A 14,341-nucleotide genomic window follows, 5' to 3' on the forward strand; every position below is an offset into this window, starting at 1 on the left:
ATATACAACATAGGGAATATTTTTAGATTGCGCTAATTTATAAAGCCGTAAAAAATTAATCGCCTTGACTACCAAATTAAAAATACTGGTTGCCCCGCTAAACTGGGGCCTGGGCCATGCTACACGTTGTATTCCTATTATTGAGGCTTTGGAAAACCACGGATTTGAACCCGTTATAGCCTCTGACGGTGTTGCGCTCGCCCTTTTGAAAAAAGAATTTCCAAAGCTTACTGCCATAGAACTGCCTTCTTACCAGATTGAATATGCAAAGAACGGTGCATTTTTTAAATTAAAGATGATAATGCAGATACCTAACATGATAAAGGCGGTAAAAAGGGAAAACAGGCTGGTGCAGCAACTGGTTGATGAATACTCTATAAACGGCATTATTTCAGATAACAGGCTTGGGGTATATTCTAAAAAAATACCCTCTGTTTTTATTACCCACCAGCTAAATGTTTTAACGGGAAGCACCACCTGGTTTACCTCTAAAATACACCGCCTGTTTATAAAAAAATATAATGAATGCTGGGTGCCCGACACTAAAACAACCCCTAACCTTAGCGGAAAGCTGGGACATATTGAGCATGAGGCTGCCCTTAAAATTAAATACATTGGCCCATTAAGCAGGTTGCATAAAAAGGTGCTCCCTAAAAAATATGACTTAATGGTTATACTTTCAGGCCCCGAACCACAACGCACCCTGCTGGAAGAAAAACTCATGCAGCAACTTCCTTATTTTAAAGGCAGCGTACTGTTTGTTAAAGGGGTGGTAGAGCCAGAACCAAAAACAGAAGTGAAAGGCAATATAACCTTTTATAATTTTATGAATACGGCAGGGCTTGAACAGGCTTTTAATGAAAGTGAAATGGTTTTATGCCGCTCAGGCTATACAACCATTATGGATTTGGCACAGCTTGGCAAAAAAGCCTACTTTATCCCTACACCGGGACAATATGAGCAGGAATACCTTGCACAAAAACTAAAAAAATTGGGGCTTGTGCCTTATTCCAAACAAAATGCATTCAGTATTGATGATCTGGAAAAAGCTGACTTATATAAAGGGCTTAAAAATATTGGCGGAGGTGTAGCCTGGAAAGATTTATTTTGTCTTTTCAAGCGTAAATGAAAATTCAGAACCTTCTCCCGGCTTGCTATCAACATAAATTTTTTCATCGTGCCCTTCAATAATATGTTTTACAATAGAAAGGCCCAGCCCTGAACCGCCCTCTGAACGGGCACCGCTTTTATCTACACGGTAAAAACGCTCAAAAAGGCGCGGTATATGTTTCTGGTCAATACCCTCGCCGTTATCCTTAACCCGAACAATAATCTTGTTATTGACAAGGTCTTCAATACTAACTTCGGTTGTACCGTCCTCTTTACCGTATTTTATGGAGTTTACCACAAGGTTGGTAACTACCTGCTGAATTTTATCCCTGTCGGCATATACCATTACCGGCTTTGTATATTTCATGTCAAACATGAGGATAATGTTTTTCTTGTCTGCCTTCATTTCAAGCAGGTCAAAAACGCTTTGTACTACTTCAACAATATCAAACTTGGTGTAGTTAAGGTTAAGGTCGCCTACTTCTAATTTTGTTATCATGTCAAGGTCCTGAACGATATATATAAGCCGTTCAACACCTTTTTCTGCCCTTTGCAAATATTTTTTACGCAATTGCTTATCACTCATTGCCCCGTCCAGCAGGGTAAGCAGGTAACCCTGCACAGTGAAAAGAGGTGTTTTAAGCTCGTGAGATACATTGCCTAAAAATTCCCGGCGGTATTCCTCACGCACCTTTAGCGTTTCAATTTCAATTTTTTTATCCCGGGCAAATTTTTCCACCTCCCGTGTAAGGGTAGCCATATCTGTAGTAATAGGCTTGTTCCTGAAACTGCTTGACTCCAGCAGGGAAACATCGTCATATATTTTTTTTACCCTGCGGTAAATAAAATGCTCAACCCTGTACTGCAGTACAAAAAACGAAAAAATAAAAAGCGCTATTGAAAAAGTAATAACAAGGCTCCAGTTTAAAACAGTAAACATATAAAGCAGCCCCGCCAGCAATGCAGTAGAAAATAAAGTAATATATAATGCTGATTTTACAGCAAACTTGTATGTTTTCTTAAAGTTAACCGCCACTAAATTTCGAGCTTATAGCCCACTCCCTTAATTGTTTTAAAAAGGTCATCGCCAATTTTTTCGCGCAACTTCCTTATATGCACATCTATTGTCCTGCCACCCACAACTACTTCATTACCCCAAACCTTATCAAGTATTTCTTCCCTTTTAAATACTTTGCCCGGCTTGGAAGCCAAAAGGTAAAACAGTTCAAATTCTTTTCTTGGGAGTATAATTTCCTTGTCATCTACAACAATTTTATATTCCTCCCTGTTAATCTCAATATTGCCTACCTTTAAAACATCGCCTGTGCTTTCGTCTTCCTTAAGCCTTCTAAGCAGTGCCTTTACTTTGCTTATAAGCAATTTAGGCTTTATAGGCTTTGCTATATAATCGTCGGCACCGGCATCAAAACCTGCAACCTGCGAATAATCTTCGCTCCTGGCTGTAAGGAATGTTATGATAACATTACTAAGCTCAGGAATCTTCCTTATGCTTTCGCATGCTTCCATACCATCCATTTCGGGCATCATAACATCCATAATTATAAGATGCGGAAGCTCTTTTTTTGCTTTGGCAATAGCATCTTTACCATTACCTGCGGTTATAACCTGGTAACCTTCCTGAGACAGGTTATAGCCCACAATTTCAAGGATATCCTGTTCATCATCAACCAACAAGATCTTAATGTCCTTTTTCTTCATAATCAGACTTTAGCGTTTGTTTTCGGGTTGTAAAGGTAAAGATAATACAAAATGAATAAATGCTGTTAACCATAATTTAATCTGTTAACAATTTAATAATAAATACTAAATCCAAGCGTAACCATTACATAACATTTCATTTTTTATCTATGGGTTTCTTTGCACCTAAATTAAACGACACACAATGAAACTTAAATTCTTATTTATCACACTGCTTTTCACTGCATTAGGTTTTTCGCAAGGCAATGGAACTGTTAAAGGTACCGTTACCGACAAAGACATGAATAATCAAACCCTGCCTTTTGCCAGTGTAACAATTAAAGGCTCTCCCATAGGCACAAATACCGACGAAAACGGCAGCTATTCCCTTAAAATACCTGCAGGGAGCCATATACTTGTTTTTGGATTTTTAGGATATGAATCTGTAGAAGTGCCCATTACTATAAAAGATGGTGAAACTAAAACCATAAACCAGGCGCTTGCCTCTACAAGCGTGCTTCTTGAAGATGTTGTTATAGAAAAAACCGTAAGCCGGGAAAAAGAATCGGCACTATTACTTGACCAAAAAAATGCCGTTGAAATAAAACAAAATATAGGTGCGCAGGAAATGGCACGAAAAGGGGTTAGCGATGTTGCTACTGCCGTTAGTAAAACAACCGGTATTTCCAAACAGGAAGGTTCAGGGAGCGTTTATGTAAGGGGGCTTGGCGACAGGTACAACCTTTCAACAATGAACGGGCTTCCGTTACCATCTAACAACCCTTCAAGGAAAAACATCCAGCTTGATATATTTTCTGCCGACATAGTAGAATACATAGGTATAGATAAAACATATACACCTAAAAATTATGGAGACTTTGCCGGTGCCAATATTGATATTGCCAGTAAAGTATATAAAGGCGATGGCTTTTTTGATATTAGTATAGGTACAGGGGTTAATACAAATGCCGTAAACCAGGATAAATTTTACCTGCAGGATGGCCCTTCATTTACTGGTTTCAGCAACCAGAAGCAGCCCAACAACCCATTATCAGGTTACAACTTTACAACCAACTGGAACAGGGAAACACAAGTACCTGTAAACAGCAGCATATCATTAAAAGGTGGCGACTCTTATGACGTGGGTGAAGAAGGAAGGTTAAACTTTTTTACCGTAGGGTCTTTTGACAGTGAGTATGGCTACCGCGAGGGTGTGGGCCGCAGTAATGTAACCGCACAGGGTATTGCAAGGAAAGATTTATATTCAAGATTTTATACCTATGCTACCAATACTACATTAATGGGTAATGTTAATTACAAAATCAACATGAACCATAGTGTAAAGTTCAACTCTGTGTTTATAAATTCCACCAGCCAGAGAATGGAAGAATATGACGGCATTATTGATATTTATGACAACTCGCCAAATGGTGGAGGCTTTATAAGGCGTTCTACTTTTGACAGGACTGCGCTTTACATAAACCAGTTACTTGGCAACAGCAGGTTTACTGACCAGCTTGACCTTGACTGGGGAGTATCATACAACATTGTTAATAATGTTATTCCTGACAGGATGCAGAATACCCTGATGCCTGTAGATAATAACGGCGACCTTACTGTTAAAACCGTTTCTGACCTTGCGAACTCTGACAACCACCGCTATTTCCAGGACTTAAATGAAAATGAGGCAGCTGCCAATATTTTTGCCAACTATAAGTTTGACAAGGGTACTGATGATTTGTATAAAGGAAAAATATCAGCAGGATACAGCGGACGTTATAAAACTGTTGATTTTGAAGCTACACAGTACAATTTTGTATTAAGCCCAACATTACCGCAGCCTGTTGTAGAGCGTAATGATATTGATGCCTATTTTAACCAGGCCAATTTAGATGCAGGCCTTTTTAGTATCGCAACTTTCAGGGGCGGACTCGGCTCGCCAAACGCACTTCGCCCGCAGACTTATGAAGGAGACCAGACGATACATGCCGGATTAGTTTCGGTAGAATATAGTTTTATCCCGCAACTTACAATAATTGCAGGTGCAAGGGTTGAAAATATAGTACAGAACATTGAATGGTCAACCGCAGTAGACCCTCTTGGCGGTGAAGAAAAATTTAACCAGACAAAATTTTTACCAAGCCTTTCGGCTAAATACGAGATTAACGATAAGCAAAATTTAAAGTTTGCCGCGAGTAAAACCTATACACTGCCACAGTTTAAGGAAAGGGCACCATTCCAATATGAAGAAGTATTGCAGATTTATGTAGGTAATGAGTTTTTATACCCTTCTACCAATTATAACTTTGACTTAAAGTGGGAATATTTTCCTGACAGCAACGAAATTATATCGGCTACCGTATTTGGAAAATATATACAGGATCCTATAAATGAAGTAACAATTGCATCGGCCACTAATGACGTTTCTTATGTAAACACAGGCGACAGGGCTACCGCAATAGGAGGCGAAGTTGAAATGAGAAAAGATATTTTCAATTTTAAGCACGGTGAAGACAGCATGCTTAACAATGCACTTTCATTTGGTGCCAATGCAACCTATATGAAAACCACACAGGATTTCAGCTCTGAAAAAGTGGTTAATGAAACCGATTATACTATATTTTTCACGAATGATAAAGGAAGCCTTACAGGTGCTTCAGACTGGCTGGTTAATGCAGACGTAAGCTATTTTTATGAGTTTAAAAAAGAAAAGAATTTAATGGCTACGCTTGCCTATAACTACTATTCTGACAGGCTGTTTGCCATAGGAACCAACAACACCGGCGATATAGTGGATAAAGCTGTGGGCACGCTTGATTTTATATTTAAATCGGATATCAGCAAAAACCTTAGTGTAGGCCTTTCCCTAAGGAATATATTAGACCCTAAAGTGGAAAGGGTTCAGGTACTTGATAAAGACCTGTCTACTGTAGATGAAAGCGAGGTTAACCTTTTATCCTACCGTAAAGGGATGTTTGCCAAGCTCTCTGTTACTTATCATTTTTAAATACAAGCCCTGCATAACACCCGCTTAACATGCAGGTGTTATGTTTAATAAACGCTTAACACGCGCTTAAATGACAATTAATAACACTCCTTTAGTTTTGCGCAATAAAATTTAACTATAAACTTTAAAAAACACAACAGATGAAAAAATTGCTTTTATCTATGGTTGCTTTAGCAGCTTTAAGCATTACATCATGCAGCGGCGATGATGACAACTCAAAAGACAGGGACGAAGTAGTAGTAATTAATCCTGCTAACTTTACAGGTTCTCTTGAAGCAGGACAAAGGGCTGAACTTGACCCTGCTCAAACTTATATGCTAACCGGGCCTTTTGTTGTTAAGGCTGATGCTGAGCTTCGCATTCCTGCAGGAACAGTAATTAAAGCTACAGGAGGAACAAGTGCTTATATTGCTGTTGCACAGGACGGACAGATATTTATAGAAGGTGAGGCTAATAACCCTGTTATCATGACATCATCTAAAGCAACTCCTGCTCAAGGTGACTGGGGCGGACTGGTAATTTGCGGTAGGGCAAATACAAACAAAGGCGGTTCTAACGGACAGACGGCTACTGCTGAGGTTTCTGACCTTACTTATGGTGGTACTAAAAACAACGATAACTCTGGTGTTATCCGTTATTTAAGGATAGAATATACAGGAGCTACTTTTAACTCTTCAAAAGAATTTAACGGCCTTTCTCTTTTCGGTGTAGGTTCTGGCACTAAAGTAGAATATGTACAATCTTACGAAGGTGGTGATGACGGTATTGAATTTTTCGGCGGTTCAGTAAACGGAAAATATTTAGTTGCTACAAACAGCGGTGACGACTCAATCGACTTTGCTGACGGATGGTCTGGCACAGGTGAGTACTGGTATATATCAGGTGGTGCTAAAGCCGGTATTGAAGGTTCTAACAACGGTGAAAATGGTGCTGCTACTCCAACTACAACTGCTACGCTTAAAAACATTACTGTAATAGGCCCTGGTACAGAAGGTGGACTTTTTGTAAAAGAAGGCGGTGGAAACTGGAATGTTGATAACATTTATATTTCAGGTTTCGCAACTGGTATCCATGTAGGATCTGTTGATAGTGACCCGGTTTCTAACCAAAATATTACAAGCGGTAAAATTAAATTTACTAATGTTCAGTTTAACGGTGTAACTAACAATACAGATTACACAGGTACTGCTGAGTTCTTCACTACAGGTACTGCTACTGGCGCAGGCAATGGTGCTGCTGCCCCAGCATGGACTCAAGGATGGACAAGAGGTTTAGTTGACTAATTAAGTCCTTAAAAATAAGCATAAACCCCTCTTTACAGAGGGGTTATTTTTTGGTATAATATTTGAATATTATTTTTTATATTTACCACATCAATCAGGAATATGAAAAAACACTACTTTTATTATATTATATTTATTTTCACTTTAATGCTTTCCTTTAACGCTCAGGCACAGGAAAGTAAAGGTGCGTCTGCTGCAAAGCAGGAGTCTATTGAAGGCTTAAATATATATCCCAATCCTGTTAGCACAGGGCGGATTTATATTACATCAAAATCAACCCAAAACAAGGAAGTTGAAATATTTGACGTGCTTGGAAAGAAAATCCTGCAGGCCACAATAAGCTCTAAGGAGCTTAATATTTCTGCACTTACGCCAGGGGTATATATAATTAAAATAAAAGAGGGCGACGCAACCGCTACCAGAAAACTGATAGTTAAGTAGTTACTTTGTTTTTAGCCATGCTAAAAATGTCTTAATTTTATTACATCATCCTGTGAATTTTACTTTATAGTAGTTATCTTTGTCCTTGAATTTAAAAACAAGCGACATGAAAAAACTTTACACTCTTTCCTTATTATTACTGGGAACGATTGTTTCATTCGGACAGATAATTTATTCTGAAAACGTTGGAACAGGAAGTGGCACCCAATCTATTGCTAATAACCAGTGGCAAAATACTTCGCCCATTATTTACTCTGGTACTGCTGATACAAGGGCAACTCTAATATCTTCAGGTTACACTGGTGCTTCCGGTGACAGAAACATATTTTTTACAAGTACTATTGGCAAAGATTTACTTATAGAAGGTCTTAATACTTCAAATTATAGTACTGCTGATTTACAATTATCCTTTGGGCAGCATCAAGGTACTAATTCAGCTACGCCTGATGTTAATTTAATTGTTGAAGTTAGTACTGATGGTACAGATTTTACCCCTCTATCGTATTCAAGGACTAACGGTACAGGGTGGGAACTGGTAACCATAACCAGCGGAATACCTTCTGCAACAAACCTTAGAATCCGTTTCAGGCAGGCAAGTACTATCCAGTACAGGGTTGACGATATCGCAATTACAGTGGTATCTGCTTCCTGTCTTTTAAATTTAGGTGCTAATGTAACAGCCTGTGACGAAGAAACTCTGAACCTAGATACTTATACTGTATCTATTCCTTTCACAGGAGGTGGTACAGAGACTTATAACATTACAACTACTTCCGGTACTATTTCCGGAGATAACCCTTCAAACATGGCAGAAGGTAATATAACTGTAACCGGTATAACTGAAGGTACTGATATTACCGTTACTGTTGTGGGCGGTACATGTAACCTGGAAAGGCCGGTAATAGCACCAAGCTGTAAGCCTGTTAATACATTACCTTTTATGGAAAGTTTTAATTATACAGTAGGAAACGCTCTTACTGATGAGCAAACATGGGCCATGGCAAATTCAGGTGATGATATTGTTGTAATAGCTGGTAATTTAAACTATACAGGTATAAATTCAACAGGAAACTCAGTTTCGTTATCCGGTTCAGGAGCTGAAGCTTATACTCCGTTTACCTCTACAACATCAGGAACTTTATATGTAGCTTTCCTTATGAGTGTAACAGACATGAGCAATGTAACTGCTGATGGTACAGAAACCGTATTTGCAACCCTGCTTGGCGGAGATACAGAAGGTGTAGCCAACCCTGCAGCATACAGGGCAAGGATATTCATTAAAAAAGCGGGTGAGCAGTATCAGTTAGGCTTAGCTACCGGTGGCTCTACAACCAACTATACAACTTCTGCTTACAACGTTAACGATGAGGTTCTTGTAGTAATGGGATATGATTTTAACAGCAATGTACTTAACGCATGGATAAACCCTGCACTTGCTACATTTAACGCTTCAACCCCTGCTACACTTACAGAAACTGTTACTACACCTATTACTGATTTTGCAGGATTCCTGCTACGTCAGGATGGTGCATCTGACACTCCTACAATAACTATTGATGAGCTAAAAATAATGACAAGCCTTGATGTTCTTGGAACCAAATCATTCAACAGCATCAGCGGCCTTACAATGTACCCTAACCCATTATCAGGCAATATCCTTAATATAGTAACTGATGCTAACGCGACTAAGTCAGTAGCTATTTACAACATTTTAGGTAAAGAAGTTTTATCAGCCAACACTGCTGAAACTGCTATAAATGTTGCCGGACTTACTGCGGGTGTTTATATTGTAAAAATTACCGAAGAAGGTAAAACTGCTACAAGGAAACTTGTGATAAAATAATAAAGCTTACATGAATATAAAAAGCCCCGCTTAATGCGGGGCTTTTTGTTTAAATAACAGAATGCTAACAATTTAACAACTTAAATAAAGCTATCTCCATCACAGTGTTTTTTAATTTTGGCCTATAATAAAATAAAACACATGAAAAAACTTTACACTTCATTTCTATTATTAATTGTAGCACTTTCTTACGGGCAAAGTGTTGTTATTACTACGGTTGCTGATGGTACATTATATATGGCAGGATGTAATTCAACATCAGGGCAAAATATACATCCGAGGTTTGTGGAATTGTATGTTTCGGGTACAGTAAACCTTTTTGGCTACCGGCTTGAACTTGACCCTAACGGTACTGCCGACAATGGCACCTGGAGTAATAATTACGTTTTTTTAAGCGGCACATATACAGATGAGTTTGTTTATATAGTTAACGTACCCTATATACAGGGTCAGCCTACTCCTACACAGGTTGATATTTTCCTGGAAATGTATCCTAATCTTAATACCGATAACATCATATTTTCTTCCTATGGCCCTAATTTTAATGGTAATGATGCTGTGCGCATAGCGCAATATCAGGGCACAGGGCAAAATGCGACCCTGATAGGCGTTATAGACCAGTTTGGCAATCCTAATGACGTGGCTTCATCCAACAGCTATAATTTTGCGTGGGCCTTTGCCGACGGTTATGCCAAAAGGATAAATGGCACGCCTGCAAACGGCGGTAATTTCGTGAACTCTACATTTACATACAGCGGCAATGATGCTTTGGACAATCTTGATTGTGCCGCATTTAAGGCTGCTGTTAATATCGGTACATATAACACTACTGCATCTGCTAAAGATTTTGATACTATTGCAGGTTTAAAAATGTACCCAAACCCGCTATCGGGAAAAACATTATATATATCCTCAGACACAGGAATGGAAAAAACTGTTAGTGTTTATGATGTTTTGGGCAAACAAGTGTTGAGGGGGAAAACAAACAACGAAACACTTAATGTGGCTGCACTTACAGCAGGCGTTTACATTGTAAAAATTACAGAAGCAGGTAAAACTGCTACAAGAAAGCTAATAGTTAAATAAACCAGGTTTTTATTATTTGTTTATAAAACCACTGCTTATTGGCAGTGGTTTTATTTTGTATTTTTGCGAAAATAAAGTTTTGGTTTCAGCAACTGACATATTTACCATATCATCTAAAAAAGAGTTTGAAAAAATTACCCTAAAGGTTTTCAGGCATCAATATGATAACAATGAGGTGTATCGCTATTTTTGCTCGTTACTTGGTAAAGACAAGCTGAATGTAAAATCGGTTAGGGAAATTCCTTTCCTGCCAATACAATTCTTTAAATCGCATGATATAACCAGTTCGCAGGAACCTGTCCAGCAGGTTTTTACAAGTAGTGGTACAACAGGTATGGCCACCAGCAGGCACCTGGTAACTGACGTGAGTTATTATGAACAAAGTTTCCGCCTTGCATTTTCTCAGTTTTACGGTAATATAGAAGATTATGCGGTTTTGGCACTTTTACCCTCCTATCTTGAACGTGAAGGATCTTCGCTTATATACATGGTACAGGATTTAATTGAAGGCTCCAACAATCCTGACAGCGGGTTTTACCTCCATAATTACGATGAGTTAATTAAAAAGTTACTCAGCCTTGACAATTCAGGACAAAACGTATTATTGATAGGCGTTACCTATGCCCTGCTCGATTTAATTGAAAAGCAGGATTTTTCACTACGCAATACAATAGTTATGGAAACCGGCGGAATGAAAGGCCGCCGCCGTGAAATGATACGAGAAGAATTACATAATGTTTTATGCAAAGGCTTTAATGTCAGTAAAATTCATTCTGAATATGGAATGACCGAGCTTTTATCCCAGGCTTACTCCTTAGGTGATGGCATATTTGAATGCCCGCCATGGATGGACATACTTATACGTGACACCGAAGATGCCTTAACCTTGGTTGACTATGGTAAAACAGGCGGCATAAACGTGATAGACCTTGCCAATTATAATTCCTGTTCCTTTATTGCCACGCAGGATCTAGGTAAAAAACACAGTAATCAGTCATTTGAAGTACTGGGCCGTTTTGATAATTCCGATATTCGCGGCTGCAACCTTATGGTTATGTAATAAAAAAGAGGCTTTCGCCTCCTTTATTATTTTACCTTTATTACAAAGTAATTCTTTTTACCCCTTTGCAATAATATAAACCTGTTGTTTATTAAATCACTTGTGGTTACAGTATAATCTTCCGTTACCTTTTCCCTGTTTACAGCTATTGAGTTTTCTTTTAAAGCCCTTCTTGCCTCACCATTCGACGGCAGGAAGCCGGACTCTGCCACAAGCGCATCCACTATATTTACTCCGGCCTCAATAGCGCCCAAGCTAACCCCTGCCTGCGGCACACCTTCAAAAACATCAAGAAAAGTTGCTTCATCAAGCTGTTTAAGGTCGGCAGAACTTGAGTTACCAAATAATATCCCTGAAGCTTTTACTGCATTTTCAAAATCCTCGCGGCTGTGTACAAAAACTGTTACTTCTTCAGCCAACTTCTTTTGTAGCAGCCTAAGGTGCGGCGCCTGCCTATGTTCTTCTATCAATGTATCTATTTCTTCTTTTGGCAGGAACGTAAATATTTTAATATATCTTTCGGCATCAGCATCGGCTGTGTTTACCCAAAACTGGTAAAACTTGTATACAGATGTTTTATCAGCCGTCAGCCATACATTTCCTCCTTCAGATTTTCCGAATTTAGAACCGTCTGCCTTAGTTATAAGCGGGCAGGTCATGGCAAAGGCTTCTTTTTCACCTTCATCATTCATCCTGCGTATAAGCTCTGTCCCTGTAGTTATATTACCCCACTGGTCGCTTCCGCCAAGCTGTAACATACAGTTATACTCTTTGTGCAGATGGTAAAAATCATACCCCTGTATAAGCTGGTAAGTAAACTCTGTAAATGACATGCCATTTCCGGCTTCACCTGAAATACGTTTCTTTACAGAATCCTTTGCCATCATATAGTTAACGGTTATACGCTTGCCAACATCACGTACAAAGCCTATAAAACTGAATTCCTTCATCCAGTCATAGTTATTTACCAGTACCGGCGCATTATCGGCTGTGGATTCAAAATCAAGGAAGCGGGACAGCAGTTTTTTTATTCCCGCAACATTTTTTTTCAGTGCTGCCTCATCAAGCAAATTCCTTTCATCGGACTTACCGGAAGGGTCACCAATCATACCTGTTGCGCCCCCAACAAGGGCTATGGGCTTATGTCCGCATTTATGCAGGTGAACCAAAATTATAATGGGCACAAGGCTGCCAATGTGCAGGGAGTCAGAAGTAGGGTCAAAGCCAATATAGGCAGTAGTCATCCCTTTACTTAGTTGTCCTTCTGTTCCCGGCATAATGTCGTGCACCATACCCCTCCATTTAAGTTCTTCTACAAAATTTTTCATCCTGATATTTATTAATGGTGCAAAAATACAAACACGCTCGAAAAATAGGGAACAATTATGAATAAATGCGGTTTAAAAATTACATTTGCATATATGATACTAGTTACAGGCGGAACAGGGCTGTTAGGCGCACACCTGCTTATGCACCTTGCAGGGCAGGGAAGCCGTATCCGTTCACTTTACAGGAGTAAGGAAGGCATTGCTAAAGCACGCAATGTATTTATGCATTATGGCCAGCCTGAGCTTTTTGATACAATTGAATGGGTTAAAGGCGATGTTACCGATATACCATCATTAGAAGAGGCTTTTAAAGGTATTGAATATGTTTACCACTGCGCCGCTTTTGTTTCCTATGATCCAAAAGATGAGGGAAAACTGCGTAAAATAAATATTGAAGGCACTGCCAACATGGTTAACTGCGCCCTTGATTTCGGTGTTAAAAAATTTTGTCATGTAAGCTCAATAGCTGCCTTGGGGGATGCCCGGGAAGGTGAAACCGTAATTACTGAGGAAACCGAATGGAACCCTGAAATAAACCATAGCGACTATGCCCTTAGCAAGCATGGGGCCGAAATGGAAGCCTGGCGTGCATGGCAGGAAGGGCTTGATGTAGTTATTGTAAATCCAGGGCTGGTTTTCGGTTATGGGTTTTGGCAGCAAAGCAGCGGTAAAATTTTTAGTGCGGTTAAAAAAGGGCAGCAATTTTACACCCTGGGTACTTGTGGTGTTATAGCTGTTGAGGATGTGGTAAACATAATGATAAAACTTATGCAGAGCCCGGTTACAGGTGAAAGGTTTACACTTATAGCCGAAAATATAACTTACAGGGAATTATTTAATAGTATTGCTGATGGGATGTGTAAAAAAAGGCCCCAGATTTACGCCAACAGGTTAATAACCTCGGTTGGGTGGCGGCTGGACTGGTTTTTATCCAAACTATTATTTAAGCCAAGGTTTTTAACGCGCCCTATGGCTAAGTCCTCACACAAAACTGAAATTTTTGATAACAGCAAGATTGTAAAGCAACTGGATTATAAATTTATCCCTGTGGCTGATTACCTGAAGCAGCTTGCTTCGCTTTTATAAGCGAATCATTAAGCGGCCTGGCTTTAATTTCAGGCTTTTTAGGTTCTTCTTTTTTAATCAGCGAGTCCAGTTCGGTTTTCCTGTTTTTAAGCCTTTCCGATACTTCTTTCTGTATCTTCTCATAATTGGCCAGGTCAGCCGCATAATATTTGTGGTTATCAGCAAAGGTAAGGCTGTCTATGCCATACTTTTTATAAATATAGGTTTCGCTGTTTATATTATTATCATCCAGTATTTTAGGATTATAGGATTTAAATGCCTGCAGCACTGCTATATCATAAAGTATATCAACCATTTCCTCCTGCTCAATCAGGTCATCCGGTTTTTCTGCTATAGTGTGCCTGCATGCAGCAGTAAAGCACACAATACACAATAGTACAGGTATTATCTTTTTCATAC

At 39.2% G+C, this 14,341-nt stretch carries 12 protein-coding genes; 8 read left to right on the top strand and 4 right to left on the bottom strand.

All coding sequences use genetic code 11. The features are described 5' to 3' along the window. Positions 1–64: 64 nt before the first annotated feature. Positions 65–1,129, top strand: a complete 1,065-nt coding sequence (locus GSF09_RS04110; protein ID WP_159799669.1) for a glycosyltransferase — start codon at positions 65–67, stop codon at positions 1,127–1,129. Here the strand turns inward: GSF09_RS04110 and GSF09_RS04115 are convergent. Then, positions 1,103–2,146 carry a cell wall metabolism sensor histidine kinase WalK gene (locus GSF09_RS04115; RefSeq protein WP_159799670.1) on the bottom strand — a complete coding sequence of 348 codons (1,044 nt, stop codon included), beginning with the start codon at positions 2,144–2,146 and terminating at the stop codon, positions 1,103–1,105. The genes GSF09_RS04110 and GSF09_RS04115 overlap by 27 nt on opposite strands. Next, positions 2,146–2,829, bottom strand: coding sequence for a response regulator transcription factor (locus GSF09_RS04120; protein ID WP_159799671.1), 684 nt, complete (start codon positions 2,827–2,829; stop codon positions 2,146–2,148). Before GSF09_RS04120 ends, GSF09_RS04115 begins: the two co-directional genes overlap by 1 nt. Positions 2,830–3,013: 184 nt before the next feature. Here GSF09_RS04120 and GSF09_RS04125 point away from each other — a divergent pair, with 184 nt between their 5' ends. From GSF09_RS04125 to GSF09_RS04150, 6 genes are all read left to right on the top strand, one after another. After that, positions 3,014–5,815 carry a TonB-dependent receptor gene (locus GSF09_RS04125; RefSeq protein WP_159799672.1) on the top strand — a complete coding sequence of 934 codons (2,802 nt, stop codon included), beginning with the start codon at positions 3,014–3,016 and terminating at the stop codon, positions 5,813–5,815. A 140-nt stretch (positions 5,816–5,955) separates the two neighbouring features. Next, positions 5,956–7,098: a hypothetical protein gene (locus tag GSF09_RS04130; RefSeq protein ID WP_159799673.1), complete on the top strand. Its 1,143-nt coding sequence runs from the start codon at positions 5,956–5,958 to the stop codon at positions 7,096–7,098. A gap of 102 nt (positions 7,099–7,200) precedes the next feature. Beyond that, entirely contained in the window at positions 7,201–7,539 is a 339-nt protein-coding gene (locus GSF09_RS04135; protein ID WP_159799674.1) for a T9SS type A sorting domain-containing protein, read from the top strand. A 106-nt stretch (positions 7,540–7,645) separates the two neighbouring features. Then, positions 7,646–9,382: a T9SS type A sorting domain-containing protein gene (locus GSF09_RS04140; protein ID WP_159799675.1), complete on the top strand. Its 1,737-nt coding sequence runs from the start codon at positions 7,646–7,648 to the stop codon at positions 9,380–9,382. A gap of 141 nt (positions 9,383–9,523) precedes the next feature. Further along, a complete protein-coding gene (locus GSF09_RS04145) occupies positions 9,524–10,468 on the top strand; it encodes a T9SS type A sorting domain-containing protein (RefSeq protein WP_159799676.1) in 945 nt (314 codons plus the stop codon). A 79-nt stretch (positions 10,469–10,547) separates the two neighbouring features. Beyond that, the gene (locus tag GSF09_RS04150; RefSeq protein WP_159799677.1) at positions 10,548–11,528 is read left to right on the top strand and encodes an acyl transferase; all 981 of its coding nucleotides are present in this window, start codon (positions 10,548–10,550) and stop codon (positions 11,526–11,528) included. A gap of 26 nt (positions 11,529–11,554) precedes the next feature. Here the strand turns inward: GSF09_RS04150 and tyrS are convergent, their stop codons facing one another. Further along, on the bottom strand, positions 11,555–12,856 hold the full coding sequence (gene tyrS, locus GSF09_RS04155) for a tyrosine--tRNA ligase (RefSeq protein WP_159799678.1): 1,302 nt from the start codon (positions 12,854–12,856) through the stop codon (positions 11,555–11,557). Between the two features lie 93 nt (positions 12,857–12,949). Between tyrS and GSF09_RS04160 the strand changes: the two genes are divergently transcribed. Beyond that, on the top strand, positions 12,950–13,942 hold the full coding sequence (locus tag GSF09_RS04160) for an NAD-dependent epimerase/dehydratase family protein (protein ID WP_159799679.1): 993 nt from the start codon (positions 12,950–12,952) through the stop codon (positions 13,940–13,942). On the opposite strand, the gene GSF09_RS04165 is transcribed toward GSF09_RS04160, so the two are convergent. After that, positions 13,896–14,339, bottom strand: a complete 444-nt coding sequence (locus GSF09_RS04165; protein WP_159799680.1) for a DUF4296 domain-containing protein — start codon at positions 14,337–14,339, stop codon at positions 13,896–13,898. The genes GSF09_RS04160 and GSF09_RS04165 overlap by 47 nt on opposite strands. Positions 14,340–14,341 lie beyond the last annotated feature (2 nt).

This window comes from Flavobacterium sp. MK4S-17 (genome assembly GCF_009848495.1).
In the GTDB taxonomy this organism is placed as follows: Bacteria; Bacteroidota; Bacteroidia; order Flavobacteriales; family Flavobacteriaceae; genus Flavobacterium.